General features: G+C 56.8%; 17 protein-coding genes. 6 read left to right on the top strand and 11 right to left on the bottom strand.

The genetic code is table 11. From position 1 onward, the window contains the following. Nucleotides 1–27: 27 nt before the first annotated feature. The 4 genes from GQF00_RS15475 to GQF00_RS15460 all read right to left on the bottom strand — a co-directional run bounded on the left by GQF00_RS15475 (nt 28) and on the right by GQF00_RS15460 (nt 3,484). On the bottom strand, nt 28–453 hold the full coding sequence (locus tag GQF00_RS15475) for a very short patch repair endonuclease (protein WP_161320095.1): 426 nt from the start codon (nt 451–453) through the stop codon (nt 28–30). 2 nt (nt 454–455) lie between these two features. After that, nucleotides 456–1,679 carry a type II restriction endonuclease gene (locus tag GQF00_RS15470; RefSeq protein ID WP_161320094.1) on the bottom strand — a complete coding sequence of 408 codons (1,224 nt, stop codon included), beginning with the start codon at nt 1,677–1,679 and terminating at the stop codon, nt 456–458. A gap of 42 nt (nt 1,680–1,721) precedes the next feature. Continuing rightward, nucleotides 1,722–3,023, bottom strand: coding sequence for a DNA (cytosine-5-)-methyltransferase (gene dcm, locus GQF00_RS15465; RefSeq protein WP_161320091.1), 1,302 nt, complete (start codon nt 3,021–3,023; stop codon nt 1,722–1,724). Between the two features lie 185 nt (nt 3,024–3,208). Next, nucleotides 3,209–3,484 carry a hypothetical protein gene (locus GQF00_RS15460; RefSeq protein WP_161320089.1) on the bottom strand — a complete coding sequence of 92 codons (276 nt, stop codon included), beginning with the start codon at nt 3,482–3,484 and terminating at the stop codon, nt 3,209–3,211. Between the two features lie 196 nt (nt 3,485–3,680). On the opposite strand from GQF00_RS15460, the gene GQF00_RS15455 reads away from it, so the two are divergent. Next, nucleotides 3,681–4,037, top strand: a complete 357-nt coding sequence (locus GQF00_RS15455) for a roadblock/LC7 domain-containing protein (protein WP_161320087.1) — start codon at nt 3,681–3,683, stop codon at nt 4,035–4,037. A 242-nt stretch (nt 4,038–4,279) separates the two neighbouring features. Continuing rightward, entirely contained in the window at nt 4,280–6,082 is a 1,803-nt protein-coding gene (locus GQF00_RS15450) for a S8 family serine peptidase (RefSeq protein WP_161320085.1), read from the top strand. 145 nt (nt 6,083–6,227) lie between these two features. On the opposite strand, the gene GQF00_RS16865 is transcribed toward GQF00_RS15450, so the two are convergent. The 6 genes from GQF00_RS16865 to ahpC all read right to left on the bottom strand — a co-directional run bounded on the left by GQF00_RS16865 (nt 6,228) and on the right by ahpC (nt 13,515). Then, a complete protein-coding gene (locus tag GQF00_RS16865; protein ID WP_161320083.1) occupies nt 6,228–7,733 on the bottom strand; it encodes a deoxyribodipyrimidine photo-lyase in 1,506 nt (501 codons plus the stop codon). After that, nucleotides 7,730–9,160, bottom strand: coding sequence for a DASH family cryptochrome (locus GQF00_RS15440; protein ID WP_161320081.1), 1,431 nt, complete (start codon nt 9,158–9,160; stop codon nt 7,730–7,732). Before GQF00_RS15440 ends, GQF00_RS16865 begins: the two co-directional genes overlap by 4 nt. Beyond that, on the bottom strand, nt 9,157–9,312 hold the full coding sequence (locus GQF00_RS15435) for a DUF2256 domain-containing protein (RefSeq protein WP_161320079.1): 156 nt from the start codon (nt 9,310–9,312) through the stop codon (nt 9,157–9,159). Before GQF00_RS15435 ends, GQF00_RS15440 begins: the two co-directional genes overlap by 4 nt. Continuing rightward, the gene (locus GQF00_RS15430; RefSeq protein ID WP_161320077.1) at nt 9,309–10,829 is read right to left on the bottom strand and encodes a cryptochrome/photolyase family protein; all 1,521 of its coding nucleotides are present in this window, start codon (nt 10,827–10,829) and stop codon (nt 9,309–9,311) included. Before GQF00_RS15430 ends, GQF00_RS15435 begins: the two co-directional genes overlap by 4 nt. 347 nt (nt 10,830–11,176) lie before the next feature. Then, complete coding sequence (ahpF, locus tag GQF00_RS15425; protein ID WP_161320075.1) at nt 11,177–12,793, bottom strand: alkyl hydroperoxide reductase subunit F; 1,617 nt, start codon at nt 12,791–12,793, stop codon at nt 11,177–11,179. Nucleotides 12,794–12,951: 158 nt separating this feature from the next. Beyond that, nucleotides 12,952–13,515 (bottom strand): alkyl hydroperoxide reductase subunit C, encoded by a 564-nt coding sequence (gene ahpC, locus GQF00_RS15420; RefSeq protein ID WP_161320073.1) that lies wholly within the window; start codon nt 13,513–13,515, stop codon nt 12,952–12,954. A gap of 318 nt (nt 13,516–13,833) precedes the next feature. Between ahpC and mtgA the strand changes: the two genes are divergently transcribed. The 3 genes from mtgA (at nt 13,834) to GQF00_RS15405 (ending at nt 16,942) form a co-directional block, all read left to right on the top strand. Then, the gene (mtgA, locus tag GQF00_RS15415) at nt 13,834–14,712 is read left to right on the top strand and encodes a monofunctional biosynthetic peptidoglycan transglycosylase (RefSeq protein ID WP_161320071.1); all 879 of its coding nucleotides are present in this window, start codon (nt 13,834–13,836) and stop codon (nt 14,710–14,712) included. Next, complete coding sequence (locus GQF00_RS15410) at nt 14,709–16,067, top strand: META domain-containing protein (protein WP_161320069.1); 1,359 nt, start codon at nt 14,709–14,711, stop codon at nt 16,065–16,067. Before mtgA ends, GQF00_RS15410 begins: the two co-directional genes overlap by 4 nt. 173 nt (nt 16,068–16,240) lie before the next feature. After that, entirely contained in the window at nt 16,241–16,942 is a 702-nt protein-coding gene (locus tag GQF00_RS15405) for a type 1 glutamine amidotransferase (RefSeq protein WP_161320067.1), read from the top strand. 134 nt (nt 16,943–17,076) lie between these two features. Here the strand turns inward: GQF00_RS15405 and GQF00_RS15400 are convergent, their stop codons facing one another. Further along, nucleotides 17,077–18,762: a 2-isopropylmalate synthase gene (locus GQF00_RS15400; RefSeq protein WP_161320065.1), complete on the bottom strand. Its 1,686-nt coding sequence runs from the start codon at nt 18,760–18,762 to the stop codon at nt 17,077–17,079. A 296-nt stretch (nt 18,763–19,058) separates the two neighbouring features. Between GQF00_RS15400 and GQF00_RS15395 the strand changes: the two genes are divergently transcribed. Continuing rightward, on the top strand, nt 19,059–19,553 hold the full coding sequence (locus tag GQF00_RS15395) for an Lrp/AsnC family transcriptional regulator (RefSeq protein WP_161320063.1): 495 nt from the start codon (nt 19,059–19,061) through the stop codon (nt 19,551–19,553). Nucleotides 19,554–19,647 lie beyond the last annotated feature (94 nt).

Raw genomic sequence — 19,647 nt, 5'->3', positions numbered from 1 at the left:
TATAGAAAGCGTTCTAAATACTATATTTTATTTTTGGAGGATCCAAGAAACCATGTTATCAAAGACTTCACCAGCCTCTCCATTCTCACTCTTTTTAAGCGAGCACTCCCAGATGGTTAAGACACGCCACCCCTCTTTAACGAGATCATCAATTTTCTCCTTATCTCTTTGCTTGTTCCTGCTTATCTTTTCCCGCCAAAATTCTTTCCGAGTTGATGGCCACTTAAAAAACCGACATTCATGCCCATGCCAAAAGCAGCCATTAACCATGATTACAGCTTTATACTTTGGCAGCACGATATCCGGCTTTCCCGGCAGCTCTTTCACGTTCTTCCTGAATCTAAACCCCCTGCGATGAAGTTCCGACCGGATCAGCATTTCCGGCTTGGTATCCTTCCCCTTGATACCCGCCATCATCCTTGAGCGTGTTGCCTTGTCGACCACATCAGCCATAGCTACTCACCCAGATATTTTGCCTGCTTGTCTCGTACATGTTCGATGAAATCAGAAAGGCTCCACAGCCACTCTCGATTTTCCGACTTATACGTTTCATGTATTGATGAGGGAACAACAAGCTGCAGGTCATTAGCTTCCATTTCATCAAGCTGATTGGCGGATATACCCGGCTCGAGCGTCACCAGGTGCTTCCTCTTTATGCGGCCAGCCTCTGAAAGCACCTGCCGCCAACGATCCTTGCAGGTAGATTTGGCACCCAGGATAGTCAGCCCATCATCAGAAAAGTCATGATTTTCATACTGCGGAAGCCCCGGGAAGAGAAAATCAGGCTTTGATCTGTTCTCTGTTTCGGCCCCACGGATATGCGCCACACCATTTTCCTTGAAGAGGAATTCAAGGTGATTCTCGAGGGCATAACCCACACGGCTTTTCCGCCTGTTCTGGATACTCAGGGAATAGGAAATAAACTGTTCCACATCCGAAAATCCGGTTTTCAGCTTTTCCTCAACAAAATGCCGTTCCAACTGCCGGAACAAGGACTCCTCTCTATCCATCAGCGAGACAAGAGCAGTGTCAGGAAGGTTGACTGGCTGAATTTCAGGGCTCAGCTCAAGTGCAAGAGCCGAGAATTCCCGGGTTTTAGGGAAAGCGCCACCAAAGCGGGACAGCATCAAGTCCAAGTAGCTTAAATCATCCCCAAACAGCTCAATTCCAAGTTCATCCAGAATCCATCTTGCAGACCAGCTGGCCTTGATCTGTTTGTCATCAATGATTTTCCCTGAAAACGCATCGGATGTGCGATCAAGTCCAAAAAGCCACCTTAACTGTGCTTCTTCACTACTACCCTTTTCACAGAAAGCAAGAATAAGCTCTCCCGAGGTGGTCTTTGCAATCAGAAAGAACATCCCTTCTGCAATAAGATCGGTTACCTCATTGGATACGTAATAAAGCCGTAGTTCTGGGCCGCGCCCGCTCTTTCCCCTACGGGAGTCATACCAGCTGACAACGCCATCGACACTGGCACTTTTATCCTTGTCTTCAGAAAGAAACATGAACCGACAGGGGAATCTGTAAGTGGCCTCCCCCGGATCGCCCAGGAACTGCTTGAATCCGGCTTTTACCAGCCCACCGAACTCATGCTGATTGGACTTACCCGGATCCGCATCCACTGCTGTGAGATATTTCCAGGCAACACCCTCAAAATACTGGCCTAGCTTTTCCATCCCGCCATCTTCCCCTTTTCTTCGAGCAAGCGCATTTGCCCTTTATCTGGCTGCTTTATCTTGTATTTTTTTTTTCCCGTTGCCATTCGCATCGAGGATTCTTGAGTGCATCTCTCTGGCTACTGCCTCAAAGACCGGCACAGCTACTGAGTTACCAAACTGCTTGTAAGCCTGGGTATCAGAAACGGGAATGCGAAATTCTGACTCACCCGGTTTGTCAAAGCCCATCAGGCGCGCACACTCCCTGGGAGTAAGTCTGCGAGGGTTCTTGTTCTTTCCCCGTGACAACAGGATTTCTGAACCGTCTTTGTAGTATCTGGCTGAAAGCGTTCTGGTCGGCCGCTTTTGTTTGCTTTCCACCAGCCCGAAGCCAAACCCGTTGCCTGCCGCCTGATGCTTCTTCGCATAATTCTGCAGATAAGCCCAGAGCTTGTCTGTCAGGATATATTTATCCGGGACTTTCTTGTCCACGATATCTGCCAAGAGAGGGGCATCCTCGGGAACATCAAGATTAGCCAGACTAAAGCCTTCTGAAATATCGAGATCTTTTCTGAACCCTACGATCACAATCCTCTCGCGATGCTGAGGGAGAAAGTCAGCGGCATCAATTACCCTGGGGTCAGGCACATCATACCCGGCATCATCCAACGCCTTCAGGATCGTCTTGTAGGTGTCGCCTTTATTATGACTCTTCAGGTTCTTGACATTCTCAAGCAGAAAAGCAGCAGGTCTCTTGGCTTGCAGGATCTTGCAGATATCAAAGAAAAGAGTGCCCTGAATTTTACAGTCGAAGCCATGCGACCGACCCAGCGCATTTTTCTTGGATACTCCCGCAATGGAAAAAGGTTGGCACGGAAAGCCAGCCAAGAGCACTTCATGATCGGGAATAGACTGGTCTATATGTGGGATAAGGTCTTTTTCGCTGACACCTTCAGCCTCGGTGATCAGCCGAATGTCAGTGTTCAGAACATGGTCATGGTCGTCAAAGTGGTTTGCCTGGTAAGTGCGCCTTGCCATGTCGTTCCATTCGCTGGTGAAGACGCAACGCCCACCTACATCTTCAAAGGCCTGCCGAATGCCCCCAATACCGGCAAACAAGTCGATGAAACGGAACTGCTCATTACCCGCAAACTGTGTTTCAAGACGACCGGTCGGAAGCAATTCAGAGATAAGGGCATTTCTTTCCAAGCTTCTAAGGTTGTGCTCCATCCCCTTCTTCAGCCATCGGTTAACCGTTACACGGTCAACCTCCAGAACATCAGCCACCACCTGCTGACCCCATATTTCTACTGTTTTTTCAATCAGTTGGCGATCGTCAAGATTGTCATACAGGGTGATATCCATGGCATCCTCTGGGTCAATTATGTTGCAAACGCTACAGCATAGGCCCAGATAATAACAGAACCTGTCCTTATGAGCAGTATCCTGTCAAATAAGCATGGCAGAGGGATTTAAATGGACGAAAATTGGCAAGCACCTCCCATCCCTTGCGGATGGAAGCAAAAAAGAACAGCTGACGCATATATGCTTTAGAGGCAACCCAGCCCCAAACGCTCCTTCAGTGCCTCAAACCCGGCATCGTAGACCCTGTCGCCATGCATCGCATCCATTCGGCCGAATGTACCCTCCAGTTTCCTGCAGGCTCCGGCGGAAAGTACAGGCTTTCCACTTTCGATAAACACGATGCTGGATGGAGCATCATCCGGGTGAAACGCCAGGCCTTTTTCGGCCATATCACGCCACCACACATACATACCGCTTAAGCTCTCATCCGCCCAATCGGGAATATCTTTTTCCTTGAACATGACAACCTGCTTGTCTATCCAAATACTGTCTTTATGGACAGCTCATGTAAAGCCCTTTTATCGGTCCGCACCTCACCACAAGTGGCCTGATCACACTCGCTGCGCGACTGGCTATAGGCAACGTTTGTCTGCTTGCCGTTGCTCCCTTGCAGGTACATCCCTAAGCTGACAGGAAGCCCACGGACGGATAACAATAATGAAGCTCGCCACCCTCACCCCGCCATTGGAAGACCTGCATGCCTCTTCGGAGGACATTCTGCTGGTTGCCCTGATCAGCAACGATGGACTGCCGGTGGTGCATTTTGGTGAGGGGTTGGATTATGACGAGCAGAATGCCCTGTTCTTCGAGATGAAGAAGGCCTGTGACCGGGTGTTGATCGGCTTGAAGCTGGGCTTGAGTGAAGAGGTATTTATCCGTTGCCGGGAGGGCTGCATCAGTATCTGGCCGGTGAACGACATGGTGTTTGCCTGCCTGGCGAAGCCGGCGATCAATTCCCAGCGCATGCAGATGCTGGTGTGGAAAACCCGCGCCCAGCTGGAGAAACTGTTCTAGAAAACCTCTGAATAACACCCTGCCGACTCAGCGCGGTCTCGCCGCATTGCCTGCATTTGCGGGCCGCCATGGAGGCTTGACGCTTTCTTCACGACCAGTTCACATTTTTGCCGAGCCCGCTTTCTATAAGGGGTTGCCGGCGTTAAGCGCTTTTTTGGACAACAAAAACACTACACCCTGCCAATGGAGAGATACACGGCGTTTCCCTAGCGTTCTGATTCAACTGTATTGGAGGGAACGCAATGCCACGATCCACATTCAAGGCCACGGTGCTGGCCGCCATTCTTGGGGGCAGCATCCTGGCCCCCGCCTGGGCTGATGATGCGCAGACCGACACCCCGGCTGCCGGCACCATTATCCAGAATCAATACATTGTTCAGGTTGCGCCCAATCTGCTCGAGCAGCTGGGGCTGAACAGCCTGACCACCGCGCTGCAGACGCTGCTGGCTGGCATTGGTGGCGGCGAGGTGATCTACACCTACGATAACGCCCTGCTCGGCATGACAGTACGTCTGACCGAGCTGCAGGCCGCTCTGCTCGGCATTCTGCCGGGGGTCATCTCGGTGGAGCCGGATCGTATGGTCACCACGGTGGCGCTGCAGAACAATGCGACCTGGGGGCTGGATCGTGTCGATCAGGAAGGCCTGCCGCTGGATGGCCGATACCAGTATCCGGACAACGGTGGCCGTGATGTGAATGTCTATGTACTGGATACCGGGCTGCGCACCACCCACCAGGAGTTCACCGGCCGGGTACAGCCAGGGCGCAACTTTGTCAGCTCTGGAGGCTTCCTGTTTGGCGGCAGTGTGGATCCCAATGCGGTGGAAGACTGTAACGGCCATGGCACCCATGTGGCAGGTACCGCTGTTGGCAGCACCTATGGTGTCGCCAAGCAAGCCAACATTGTGCCCGTGCGCGTGCTTGGGTGTGGCGGCAATGGCGCCACCTCGGGTGTGATCGCCGGGATCGACTGGGTGGCCGGTAATCATCAGAAACCTGCCGTGGCCAATATGTCCCTTGGGGGGGTCAGCTCCGACGCACTGGATACCGCTGTGGCCAATGCCGTCAGAGCGGGGGTAACCATGGTCGTGGCAGCAGGCAACAACAACAGCAACGCCTGTAATGGTTCGCCCAACCGGGTACCGGAAGCCCTGACGGTGGGGGCGACCACCCGTCAGGACCAACGCTCTTCCTTCTCCAATTTCGGCGCCTGTGTGGATGTGTTTGCCCCCGGCAGTGACATCACGTCGGCCTGGTATCAGTCCGATACCCAGACCGCCAGCCTGAACGGCACGTCCATGGCGGCACCGCATGCGGCTGGTGCTGCTGCGCTGTATCTGGCGGCCAACCCCAGCGCCACCCCGGCGGCGGTGAACCTGGCGCTGGTGAACGATGCAGTTACCGGTGCGATCAGCAATGCGGGCAATCAGTCCCCCAATCGCCTGTTGCAGGTTACCCAGCAGGACGGCTCCGGCATTGACCGTCTGCCTACCGCGGCCTTTACCGCTGATTGTGAGGGTACCGTATGTGCGCTGGATGCCAGCGGTTCCAGTGATGATGTGGCGGTGGCAGCATGGGACTGGGATCTTGGCGATGGCAACGTGGCCAGTGGCGAACAGATCACCCATGACTATGGTGTGGATGGTGAGTTCACTGTGACACTGACCGTGACCGATACCGCCAACCAGACGGGCACCACCGATCAGACGCTGACGATTACCACCGACGCCTCGCCCTGCCCGGACTGCACCCGCTATGAAGGTCAACTGAACAACGGCGGCTCTGCCATTCTGCCGGCCAACGGGTTCATTTTCTCTGGCGGTCAGATCGACGCCTGGCTGTACAGCCCCGCAGGGGCCAGCTTCACCGTCACCCTGCAAAGCCAGAGCTGCTTCCTGTTTTTCTGTGGCTGGAACAATGTGCTTACCGCCAGCCCGCAAGGCGGCGTGGCCGAGATTCATTCCAGTGTCGGCAGCGGGTTTTACCGTTGGCAGGTGAGCAGCCAGAGCGGCTCCGGTGCTTACACCCTGCTGACCAACCCGTAAAGGCTCTTGAATAACGCTTGATCGTTTCTGCCTAAGCATTACCGGCGTCATCCTCCTGGTGCGCCGGTTTTTTTATGGGCGTCACCTTGCGACAGGGCCTTTGACGGGCTGGCTGGCCGGGGCGTGATGCGTTTGGCGTCAGTTGTCAGAACAAACTCAGTTGATCGTCGTTGTCCGTGTTTCGGGCTCGAGGGCGTCGTCGGCGACTGCCATGTTTCTGGTTCACGGCACGGCTTTGCTCCCGGAACCCGGCCTGATGCCGGGCCTCCGCCAGACGGGCCCTGGCCTGGCGCACCGCCACGTCAAAATCCACCAGTGGTGACGGATAGTCCTCACCGATCTGCACCCCGCTTTCCTTCTGCTGACGCGACCCCATGTTCCAGGGCTGATGAGTCCAGGTGGAAGATACCCCTCGCAATTCCGGTACCCAGCGACGAATGAAATGCCCTTCCGGATCCAGTTTCTGCGCCTGCAGTGTGGGGTTATACATGCGCAGGGCATTGATGCCGGTGACACCGGCCTGCATCTGAATTTGCGGGTAGTGAATGCCCGGCTCGTAGTCCACGAACAGTCGCGCAAGATGCAGGGCCGGCTGTTGCCAGTGTAGCCACAACGGGTAGCACGCCATGGACACCAACATGGCGCGCATGCGGAAATTGATCCAGCCATGGTGATGCAGATACCGCATGGCGGCATCCACCAGCGGCCAGCCCGTCTGCCCCTGCTGCCAGGCACGGAGCCACTCGGGGTTGCCGGGATCATCGCGCAAATTACGCAATGCCGGATGGAGGCTCTGGTGCTCCATGTCCACCTGGTCTTCCAGCTTCTGGATAAAATGGCAGTGCCACCACAGCCGCGATTCAAAAGCCGCGAGCCCATTCGCCAATGGCCCCGCCGGGGCCTGTTGCTGCGCCACCCACAATTGCTGGACCACCTGCCGCAATGACAGACACCCCCAGGCCAGATAAGGACTGATGCGGGAGCCGCTATGTTCGGCCTTTTGCGGTGCGCTGATGCCACCGCGATACCCGCGGGCCCGTTGTTCGAGAAAGCTCTTCCATACGGCCTCACCGGTTTCCGAGCCACCACGCTGACGTCCCGGACAGAGCTCCCGGCCCATGCCTCTAGGCGTCTTCAGGTCTGGCCACGGCGGCGCGGGTAATGCGCCCTCACAGTGGCCCGGTAATGTCGCCTGAGACGACGCCATGAAGTCCTGCCAGTGTTCTGCCCAGTGATCCCGGTCCAGACAGGGGCGCAGCACGCCAAACGGCGCGGTTTCCTGCCAGGTCACATCATGGGCATCACACCAGCGTTTTACCGCACGGTCCCGCTGGTAGGTCCAGTTACCACCGTATTCCTGATGACTACGCAAGGTGAAGGGGCCCAACTGGTCATGCAGTTGCGAGAGGATATTGAGGGTGTCGCCTTCCATGACCCACAGCGGCAATCCCAGCCGGGCAAGCTGTCGGCGCAAGTCACGCAGGCTTTCCGCAATGAAGGCCCACTGTCTGACGCTGCTGTCTGGCTGCTGCCAGTAAGCAGGCTCAATGATATAGAGCGGCAATACCGGCCCTGCCCGGCAGGCTTCGGCCAGGGGCCAATGATCACTGACGCGCAAGTCGCGCTTGAACCAGACGACCTGAACGGTCACGTGACCTCCCTATCGCTCTCCGGCAGGGAAATGACCGGGGCGGGGTAGCCCTGCCAGCCAGGCTCGTCGCCGAACGCAAAATGCAGCTGCAGGATCTGCTGCCGGGACAACCCGTTCATCACCGGTAACCAGTAACGAACAAAGTCAGCATCCGGATCATGGCGCCACCATTGCCGTGTCGGACTGAAGCGACGGCCACCCTGGGCATCGTGCCCCACCCCGGCGATGTAAGCCCAGTTACCCCAGTTGGAGGCCACATCATGATCCACCAGATGGCGCTCAAACCAGCGTGCCCCCTGCCGCCAATCCAGACCAAGATCATGAACCAGAAAACTGGCCAGATTTTGTCGCCCCCGGTTGGAAAGGTAACCGGTGGCCAGCAGTTCTTTCAGGTTGGCATCAATGAATGGCAACCCGGTTTCCGCTGCACACCAGGCTTGCCAGTAGCACGATGCGTTATCCTCCTCGCCCGGTTTCATCGAGGTTGTCTTGTGAAATATTTTCAAGCCGTCACGGCGAAAGACGTGAGCACCATGCTCGCGCTGTGACCAGTAAAAAAACTCACGCCATAACAATTCAAACCGCAGCCAGTAACTGTTCTGGTCGCCGCCAAATTTTTGCTCGTATTCAAGAATGCTGTGCCAGACATATCGCACTGACAAACAACCCCAGGCAAGTGCGGCACTCAAGCGGCTGGAGTAGCCGGTACCAATAAGCTGATTACGCGTTGTCTTGTAATGACCAATATGGTGATCTTCAAACAGATACTGTTGCAGCCAATGACAAGCAGCCTGCTCGCCACCATGCAGCGAAAAATAATGTTGCGGGTCGCGCTGCCAGTCACCCCGCCGCACACCCAGCGCCCCTACTACCGAGCCTGCCCACTCCGGCAATGGGAGCGAATCCGCCGCGTTTAATCGTGGCGAAGCCCCTTCAGTGGCAGGCACCGGTGGGCCACCGCGACGCTCTACAGGCTTACGGAAACGGCTAAAGGTGGCGGGAAAGGCATCATCCCAAGGCAACGCGCAGGACGACAACAAGGTGCGCGTATCCATCTCGTGCACCGTGATGCCCTCTGCCCGCAGAGTGTCAATATCCTGTTGCTCTTCCGGGGCATCGGCCTGGGCCGTAACCACCTGCAAAGGCGTGCTCTGATGCCAGTGGCTGAGCAACGCCGCCGGAGAAGCGAGAGCCGTGCTCAGTGTCAGCCCCAGTGTATCCAGTGACGCAGCCAGATCCTCCAGGCATTCCTGCAGAAAGGCAGCCTTGGCTGGCCCCAACCGGTCGAACCCCTCAGGCCCGGGACGCGTCCAGCGTTCGTTCAAGACGTACAACGGCAATATCGGCGCCCCCAGGGCGGCAGCCCGCTGCAGCAGCGGTTGATCCTGCACCCGCAGATCATGACGAAACCACACCACGGTGATCATGAGCTTCGCTTCTCCCGTCGACACCGTTCGCTGCAAAAGATCACCGCATCCCAATCACGGGCCCACTTCTTTCGCCAGCTAAATGTACGCCCGCACACGGGGCAGGTCTTCTGCGGCAATGACGCCTTGTTGCCTTTCCAGGTCTGCTTCATAACGCATCCGGGTCCGCCAGTAACAACTCCGCCCGGGCCAGCATGGCATCGACCTTGGTGGAATCCATGCGCTCCATGTTCCGGTAGATCATTCGCATGCGGTGATTGCCGGCAAACTGCTGGCGGTGACGATGAACGAAATGCCAGTAGAGACTGTTGAACGGACAGCTGTCTTCCTCGGTGGAAGTTTTGACGTTGTACTGGCAATGCTTGCAGTAGTCCGACATGCGATTGATATAACTTCCGGAAGCCGCATAGGGCTTGCTACCCAGATAGCCGCCATCCGCATGCATCACCATGCCCAGCGTGTTGGGCAGCTCCACCCAGTCGAAGGCATCGGCATACACTTTCAGATACCACTGGCAGATCGCTTCGGGGAGCACACCCAGCAACAGCGCGAAGTTGCCGGTGACCATGAGGCGCTGTATGTGATGGGCATAGGCATGGTCGAGGGTGTTGCGAAAGCACTCGGCCATGCAGTGCATTTTTGTCTCACCGGTCCAGTAATACGCCGGCAGTTTGCGGGTATTGCCGAGGCGGTTTTCCTGTGCGTAATCCGGCATCAGCAACCAGTAAATGCCACGCACATATTCCCGCCAGCCGATGATCTGGCGAATAAATCCTTCCACCGCATTGAGGGGGGCATCCCCTGCGTAATAGGCCTGCTCCGCCGCCTGACAGACTGCCATGGGATCCAGCAGACCGATGTTGATATAGGGGGAAAGCAGGCTGTGAAACAGGGTATCTTCGCCGGTGACCATGGCATCCTGGTAGTCACCAAAATGCGGCAGCCGGTGTTCGATAAAATGATCCAGCGCCTGTTGTGCCTGCTCACGGGTGGTGCCCCACTGGAAGTCATCCAGCGAGCCGATATGATCGGGGAACTGATCGGCCACCAGCGACAGTACCTGCTGGTCGATGGCATCGCGCTCGAAGGCCAGCACCGGTGGTAACGGCGTCTTGCCCTTGTAGGGCTGGCGGTTGTTGCTGTCGTAATTCCACTGCCCGCCGGCGGGTTCGTCCCCCTCCATGAGCAAGCCGGTGTGACGGCGCATTTCCCGGTAGAAGAACTCCATGCGCAACTGCTTCTTGCCAGAGGCCCACTGCTGAAAAAAATCGGGAGTGCAAAGAAAACGGGTATCGTCAAGACAGCGCACCGGCACGCCACTTTTTTGGGGCCAGTCATGATCGATGCACTGTTGCAGGCGGTATTCCCCACAGTGGGTCACCACCACTTCTTCGGCATCCGCATACTGCTCGGTAATCAGTGACGTAAAATCACCAAAGTCATGCTCGCCATAACGGTAATAATCCACCTGCCAGCCCGCTTTTTCCAGATCACCGGCAAAGTGGCGCATGGCACTGAAAATGAAAGCGATTTTTTGCTTGTGATGTTTGACGTAGATCGCCTCATCGGCCACCTCCGCCATCACCAGCCGGTCACACTTTTGATTCAGTGCAGAAAGCGTTGGCAGCGACAGACTCAACTGATCGCCAAGGATAAGACCGACTTTCACGACGCACCCTTCCGATTACGGGGTTCCCCATTGAAATTGAAGTCTGCACTAGCATCCGTACAAGAAAGGTGAAGAATGAATCCCCTGCCAAGCTCAGGAAGGGCGGGCACTTTTCTTTCTGCATTGGGGCCTGATGCCATAGGGGCATAGCTGACCCGGGGAAGAAAAACGGTGACATCCGATTGGCAAGATCTGACGAATTGCTGGTTCAGCGATATCTTTGGATTCACCAGTTCGGTTACAGGCAAGGGCCTACCGAAAGTCTTGGCACCTGTTGCATCTCTTGAACCAAAAAGCCACCTCAGATGCGGTGGCTTTTTGGGTTACAGCTGGTGAGCGCCAGCGGGTCAGGCGACGGCAGCTTCCTGCTGCGCGTCATTGCCATTTTCATACAGGGCTTCGAGACGATCGCCCTGGGTCATCAGGTATTCGAAGGCGGCCAGTGATGCCTTTGAGCCTTCGCCCATGCTGATGACGATCTGCTTGTAGGGCACGGTGGTCACGTCGCCGGCAGCGTAGATACCTTCTTGGGACGTCTGACACTTCTCGTTGATCTCGATTTCGCCGAAGCGGGTGCGCGCCACCACGTCGCCCAGGAATTCGCTGTTGGGCACCAGACCGATTTGCACGAAGACACCGGCGAGCGGAATTTCCTTCACTTCCTCCGTATCGCGGTCCGCATACTCGATGGCGGTGACCTTGCCGTTTTCCGCCTTGATTTCGCGGGTGGCCACGTTACGCAGAATGGTCACGTTGGCTTTCTCTTCCGCCTTGTCCACCAGCACCTTGTCGGCTTTCAGCTCCGGCATGAATTCGAATACAGTCACCGACTTCACGATACCGGCCAGATCCAGCGCGGCCTCGATGCCAGAGTTGCCTCCGCCGATTACCGCCACATCCTTGCCCTTGAAGAAGGGACCATCGCAGTGCGGGCAGTAGGCCACACCGTTACCGATGTTTTCTTTCTCACCGGGCACACCCAGCTCGCGCCACTTGGCACCGGTGGCCACGATCACCGTCTTGGTGTCGATCTCTTCACCGGAGGACAGCACCACCGTCTTGATTTCACCGTTTTCCACGCGCGCGACTTTCAGGTGTTCTTTCACCGTCACGTCGTACTCGTTCATGTGTGCCTGCAGGGCACCGGACAGTTCCGGGCCGGTGGTTTTCTTCACGGAGATCAGGTTTTCAATGTCCATGGTGTCTTTCACCTGGCCGCCGATACGATCGGCAATCAGGGTAACCTTGAGACCTTTACGTGCGCTGTAGATAGCCGCAGACACACCTGCCGGGCCACCACCGATGATGGTCACGTCCTGCAACGGCAACTTCTCACCGGCACCGGCCTGGGCGATGCTCGGGTCGTGTTCCAGCAACTTGTCGATGAGCTCGGCGGCGGTGACCTTGCCGTTGGCGAACAGCTCGCCGTTCAGGTACACGCTGGGCACACCCTGAATGTCGCGCTCGTTGACCACCTCCTGGAACAGGCCACCATCGATCATTTCCACAGTGATATTGGGGTTCAGCAGGGCGAACTGGTTCAACGCCTGGACCACGTCCGGACAATTGTGACAACTCAGGCTGATGAACACCTCGAAGTTGAGCTCACCCTGGGCGCCCGCCACCATGCGCTGGAGGCTGTCGTCCAGTTTGATCTCGGTACCGGATGCATGCAGAAAAGCCAGTACCAGAGAGTTGAATTCGTGGCCTGCGGGGATGCCGGAAAAACGAATGCCGGTATCTTCGCCATCGGCCTCCAGCAGGAAGCTGATCGCACTGCGCAGCGTGCCTTGTGTATCGCGTTCTTCGAACGCCAGGTTGTCACTGACACCGGCGATGTCAGACAGGAACGTTACCAGTTCGTCGCGCTTGCTGTGAGAGCCGGTTTGCAGCACGAAAGTGACTTTCTTCTGCATGTTGGCGGCGTAGCCCTTGAGAGCCTGCAAAATTTCATTCGTGAGCATGAGTATTCCCTTGTTCCAGATTCAGTCGTCAGTGACGGAGAAAATTCGGGTTGTGGAGCTAAAGCATTGAGCAGTCGGACGTCGGGGGTCTGACGTCGGACGCAAAACCAAGCTGGTTTTAGCGTCAGACTTCCGACGTCAGACGTCCGACCGACTATTTAGATCTTGCCGACCAGATCCAGGGACGGTGCCAGGGTGGCTTCACCTTCTTTCCACTTGGCCGGGCACACTTCGCCGGGATTGTTGCGCACGTACTGGGCCGCTTTTACTTTGCGCATCAGGTCGTCTGCGTCACGGCCAATACCTTCGGCAGTGATTTCCATGGCCTGGATCACACCATCCGGATCGATCAGGAAGGTAGCTCGGTCCGCCAGACCCTGACCTTCACGCATCACACCAAAGTTGTTGGTGATGGTGCCGGTCTGGTCGCCCACCATGTAGTAGTTGATCTTGCCGATGGTGTCGGAGGTGTCGTGCCATGCCTTGTGGGTGAAGTGGGTGTCGGTAGACACGGAGAACACTTCCACGCCCATTTGCTGCAGCTCTTCGTACTTGTCGGCCACGTCGCTCAGTTCAGTGGGACATACGAAAGTGAAGTCGGCCGGGTAGAAGAAGAAGATGGCCCACTTGCCTTTCACGTCAGCTTCGGAGATCTCGACGAACTCACCCTGCTTGAATGCGGTAGCGTTGAAGGGTTTGATCTCGCTATTAACTTGTGCCATGTGGTTAGAACTCCCTAGGTTGGCTTGTTTGGGTTTCGGGACCAAGAATGCGAGAAACCCGGCAATTGGTAAATTTGAAAGTCTTTATGATGGCAATAGGAAATACCTAACGGTCGCATCAGCGGCAAGACGGTGGGAGATACGGGCCATCCGGGCATTCTGGCTTACGGCTTGAAATGTTTGTGAAAGGGAAGGCACCGATGCCGCTACCGCAATCGCTACCAGCAAAACCTGACAAGAAAGGAACTTTCACCGACAATTGGGGCCAGATGGATGCCTCTGAAGCATGGAGAAATTCGGCCTGATTCCGAACCCGTGATGACGTTTAAACGACGACTGCTAAAGCTGATGGCACTGCTGACCATGGTCGCAGCGCTTTACCCGCTCTGGTATCTGGGGCAGGCACTGCGGCTGCAGACCCATAATCCGACCCACAGTGCCTATATGTCCCGCGCCCAGGAGCAGGGCAAGGTGAACCATGACTGGCGTGATTACGACCAGATCAGTGACTACCTGAAACGGGCAGTACTGATCTCCGAGGACGCCCAGTTCACCCGTCATGGCGGTTTCGACTGGCCAGGGATTCGCTACGCCCTGAAACGCAATCTGGAGGCCGGCAAGCCAGTGGCTGGCGGCTCCACCATTACCCAGCAACTGGCCAAGAACCTGTACCTTTCCGGCGATCGTTCCTACCTGCGCAAGGGCAAGGAGGCAGTGATTGCCCTGATGCTGGAAACCGGCCTGAGCAAGCGACGCATCTTCGAGCTTTACCTGAACATGGCCCAGTGGGGACACCAGATCTACGGCGCGGAAGCTGCCGCACAACACTATTTCAGTGTCAGCGCTGCCGACCTGACGCCGCTGCAGGCAGCCCAGCTTGCTGCCATGCTGCCAAGACCCAATCAATACGATTTCCGCGGCCCATCCGACTACGTGAACGAACGCGCCAACTGGATCATGGGGCAGATGCGACTGGTGGCCATTCCCGACCCCACCGAGGTACCGCTGCCCCCACTGGCGCCCCCGGTCACCGACAGCACTGAAGCCCCCGTGGCGGCTGCCCCCACCGAACATTCCGATAACCCACCAGACGCAGCCCCTGCTGCAGACAGTAACGATTCCCGGACTGCAGCTGCAGCAACCGACAACACCGACGACAGCGAACCCGCTCTTCCCGAACAAGGAACCCCGCAATGAAGCAGTATGCACTTATCCTTCTCACTGCCGCCCTGGCCCTGTCTGGCTGTGGTGACAGTGAGCCAGCGACTTCCGCCCCCGCCACTGAGGCCAGCAGCGAAAACCCGCTGAGCGGCGTCTGGGTTGAGGCTGAGCAGGTGCTGGTGCTGGAGAGCAACGGCGATTTCTATCTGCCCAATGACCCTCTGAGACAGGGGCTCAGCTGGGAGCAACAAGGCAATCAGTTCACCTTCCGCTACCTGGACAGCAATGCCCTCCGTATTGAGCAACGCACCGTTGAAGGCATGCAGCAGGGCGACACTCTGACACTGACGGCCCAGGACGCCACGCAACCCACCGACACCGACAACAGCGACACCTCACAGGATGAACCCGGCACACCACTGTTCACAGGGACGTTCGAACGGGACAACGCTGTCGTCGGTTATCTGAGCGGTCAGGTGCAACTGCCGGAGAATGCCACCTTGCCCGATCAGGCGGTGCTGACTGTTACCCTGCTGGCGGATGATGACATCGTGTTGCGCCGTGTAATTCGTCTGGATGTGGACGGCAACCGCTCCTCCTTCCGTCTCTATTATCCGGCGGCTGCGGTGAAAACGGACAAGCATTACCAGGTCAGCAGCCAGATCCTTGCTGGCGGCGGCGTTTTCTTTCAGTCTCAAAACACCGACCTGACCCGCAATCGCGATGGCTTTGACACCCTCACCCTGCCACTGGACCCGGTCATGACGGACAGCGAGACCCTGCGTGGTGCTCTGGTCTGGCAACGGGCCAACCCGGTATTCATCCTGTGTAACAGCGATCAGCGCTTGCAGGTATCCGGCCCTCAAGGCTCCGCACTGGTGGACGACATTCGCAAGGTCATGGCCTATCCGCAGCAACCGCGCATCGCCACCATCAGCGGCATACGCCGCAAGATCCCCGGCGAACAGGACGGCACAACCCAGGCCGCCGTCGCGGTGGAAAGCTACACCCTTGACGAAGTTAACGCCTTCACCGATTGCCAGATTCCCGGCGCCCAACTGACCAACACCCGTTGGGTGCTGACCCATCTTGGCGAGCAGGCCGTGGATGCTGACGCAGACAGCGCCGCCCCACATCTGACGTTCACGGATGGCCAGGCCCGCGGCAACGGTGGCTGCAACGGTTTTCAGGGCGGCTATCAACAGGAGGAAGCCGTGCTACGCTTCCAGTCCCTGACCAGCACTGAAATGGCCTGCCCGGCGCTGGAAACAGAACAGGCTTTCCACGAGGCGCTGAATCAGACCGATCATTACCGTATTGAGGGTGAGCTGCTGACGTTGTTTGACGACAAAGGCGAGCCCGTCGCCAGCTTTCAGGCACTGTATCTATAAAGCAGATGCAAGCTACAAGCCTCAAGCTGCAACGCGGGGAAGGCCTTTGCGATCCGACTCGCCGTGCCCGCGAACAATAACCGTTGGTGCGCGGGCACGGCGATGAATCAGCCCCGTCACCAATCCGTGTTGTAGCTTGAAACTTGTAGCTGCATTTTGAGGAAGGGATTCCCATGCGTATTCATTACCTTTCCCATGTTCCCTTTGAGCAACTTGGCGCCATGGAAGCCTGGTTCCGCCAGCGGGACATGGAGATCAACCATTCACTGTTGTTCAGGGGCGACTCCCTGCCTGCCCCGGAGGACCTTGATGTGCTGGTGGTCATGGGCGGCCCCATGGGTGCCGATGACGATGCTCTTTTTCCGTGGATGGCGGCAGAGAAAGCCCTGATCAAGGCCTGCATTGCGCAGGGAAAGAAAGTGCTTGGCATCTGCCTTGGCGCGCAATTGATTGCCCGGGTATTGGGCGCTGAGGTCAGCACGAATGACGAGAAAGAAGTGGGTTGGTTTCCGGTCTACCCCACCACGGCCGGCAAGGATGACAGCATCGGAAAACTGTTTGCCCCCCACGCCACAGTGCTGCACTGGCATGGTGACACCTTTGCCCTTCCCAAAGGCGCGGTGCACTTGCTGGAAAGCAAAGGCTGCCGAAATCAGGCTTTCCGCTACGGCGATCATGTCCTGGCGCTGCAGTTCCACCTGGAACTGGAACACAACAATGCCGCCGACCTGTGTGAGGCCTGCCCGGAGGATCTGACCGAAGGGGAATGGGTGGAAGACAAGGCCCGACTACTGGGCGATGAGCAACGGTTTGACGATGCAAAACAACTGCTGGGAAGGGTGTTGGGGGCCTTCCTGGGCCAGGGCATTAATTGATAATTGAAAATGGATAATTGATAGCGACGCGAATTAGCCGTTGGGGATTCTCAAAGCAAAGAGGCCGCGCCCATACGATGGGCGCGGCCTCTTGCGTCTCGGGGTGTGGATTGCTGCCCCGCGACAGTTATCAATTATCCATTTTCAATTATCAATTGCCTCTCACTGCCTTCCTCCAGCCTGCCGACCGCAGACAAAATCGCCTGCAGGGCAGCGGCGGTGGTGTCGGCGGCGGTGGCAACAGCGCTTTGCACCGAGTCACCAATCTGCACCCGCACACAGGCCATGGCATTGGCTTCGGTGTTGTCGCCCAATGAATACTCATCGAAGGACACCACTTTTACCTCGCTGCCGATCTGGCGATTGAGCGCTTCCACCAACGCAGACATGGCTCCATCGCCGCGGCCTGACAACAGGGTCACGGCCTGGCTGTCGTCACCAATACTGATCTGCGCCTGCACCTGGTCGTTGTTGCGATTCAGATCATAGGAGCGCAATGCCCAGCCCATGGGTACATTCAAATAATCACTGTTGAAGCGACGATGTACCCGCTCACTGGTGATCTCGCCCCCGTCTTCCTCGGCATCCTTCTGGACCACACCGGCCAGCTCCTGCTGCAACCAGCGCGGCAGATCAATGCCAAAGTCCCGCTCCAGCACGTGCGCCACACCGCCCTTGCCGGACTGGGAATTGATGCGCACCACTTCCTCATAACGACGGCCCACATCGGCCGGATCGATGGGCAGGTAGGCCACATTCCAGATATCGCCTTCCTGGTAGCGGGCCAGGCATTTGCGAATGGCATCCTGGTGACTGCCGGAAAACGCACTGAACACCAGATCACCGGCATAGGGGTGACGCGGATGGGTCTGGATGTCAGTAATTTCTTCCACCAGGGCGACAATGTCCTTCATGCGGGAGAAATCAATTTCCGGATCGATGCCCTGGCTGTACAGGTTCATGCCGGCGGTCACCAGGTCCATGTTCCCGGTGCGCTCGCCGTTGCCCAGCAAGGTGCCTTCCACACGATCCGCCCCGGCCATCACCGCCATTTCGGCAGCCGCCACGCCACAGCCACGGTCATCGTGGGTGTGCACGCTGATGATCACGTCATCGCGGTACTGAATATTCTCGTGGACCAGCTCCACCTGGTCCGCAAACACATTGGGAGTGCTGACTTCCACGGTGGCGGGCAGGTTGATGATCACCCGCTGGCCCTGATCCGGACGCCAGACGTTGTTCACCGCATCGATCACTTCGATGGCGAAATCGGTCTCGGTGGCGCTGAAGGTCTCCGGCGAATACTGGAAGCTCCAGTGTGTCTCCGGCTGCTTCGCGGCCTCTTCCTTCACCCAGCCGGCAGCACGCTCGGCAATGGCCTTGCAGCCGGCCTTGTCCACGCAAAACACCTGCTCGCGGAAAGTGGGCGAGGTGGCGTTGTAAATATGCACGATGGCGTTTTTGGCGCCTTTCAACGACTCGAAGGTACGGGCAATCAAATCCTGCCGGGCCTGGGTCAGCACCTGGATGTGCACATCGTCCGGCACCAGATCTTCCTCGATCAAGGCGCGGCAGAAATCGAAGTCGATCTGGCTGGCAGAAGGAAAGCCCACCTCGATTTCCTTGAAGCCCAGCTCCACCAGCATCTGGAAGAAGCGACGTTTCTGGGCCACAGACATGGGCTTGATCAGCGCCTGGTTACCGTCGCGCAGATCCACCGCCGCCCACAGGGGAGCTTTCTCGATACGCTGGCTTGGCCAGCGACGGTCGGGTTTGTCGATAACGGGAAAAGGCTGGTATTTGCGGTGATCAAAGCTCATCTCGAATTCCTTAACGTGAAAAGGGGCAGAAGCTGCCCCCCAGAATTACTAACCGGCTCTCCCAGGGATACTGCTCGGCGGCTAACAATTGCGATGTGATCTCGGGTCTCGATCAGGGCACGGGTAGGTGCTGTTAGCGACGGTGAGAGGCATCCGGCTTGTGGCTGTCTGCGTCATCGCCCTACGAGAGATACTTTACGGCTCCGTGCCGGCAATGTGCTTGCTTTTTTCAGCCCTTTTCGGCTTTATAAGCAATAACATTGCTCAAATATTGATTTCCGCGAGACTTTCAGCACATGAAACCTTCCGAACTGGCAAAACTCGACCGTACCGACCTGCGGATTCTGGAAGCGCTGCAGGGCAATGGCGGTCTGACCAACCAGCAACTGGCCGACGCCGTGGGCCTGTCTCCCTCCCCCTGTTCCCGACGGGTCCAGAAACTGGAAGCCGCCGGCATCATCGTCAAACGGGAAACCGTACTGGATGCCCGCAAGCTGGGGCTGGACCTGACGGTGATGATCCAGATCAGCATGGATCGCCACACCCCGGAACGCTTTGCCAATTTCGAGGAGAAGGTGGCCAGTTTTCCGGAAGTGCAGCAGTGCTATCTGGTCACTGGCCAGGATGCGGATTATCTGCTGAAGGTGGTGGTGCCAGACATCGACGCCTACCAGCATTTCCTGCTCAACCAGATCACCCGCATCGAAGGTGTCAGCGGCGTGCATTCCAGTTTTGTCATGCGGCGAGTGGTGGATACGGCGGCGTTGCCGTTGAATTATGTTGAGGTGTGAAACAGCTTCTAGCTTCTAGCTTCTAGCTTCTAGCTTCTAGCTTCTAGCTTCTAGCTTCTAGCTTCTAGCTTCTAGCTTCTAGCTTCTAGCTTCT

Source organism: Alcanivorax sp. DP30, from assembly GCF_009882945.1.
Taxonomy (GTDB): domain Bacteria; phylum Pseudomonadota; class Gammaproteobacteria; order Pseudomonadales; family Alcanivoracaceae; genus Alcanivorax.
Note: the sequence above shows the minus strand (reverse complement) of the source record. Positions and strands in the feature narration are given on the sequence as shown.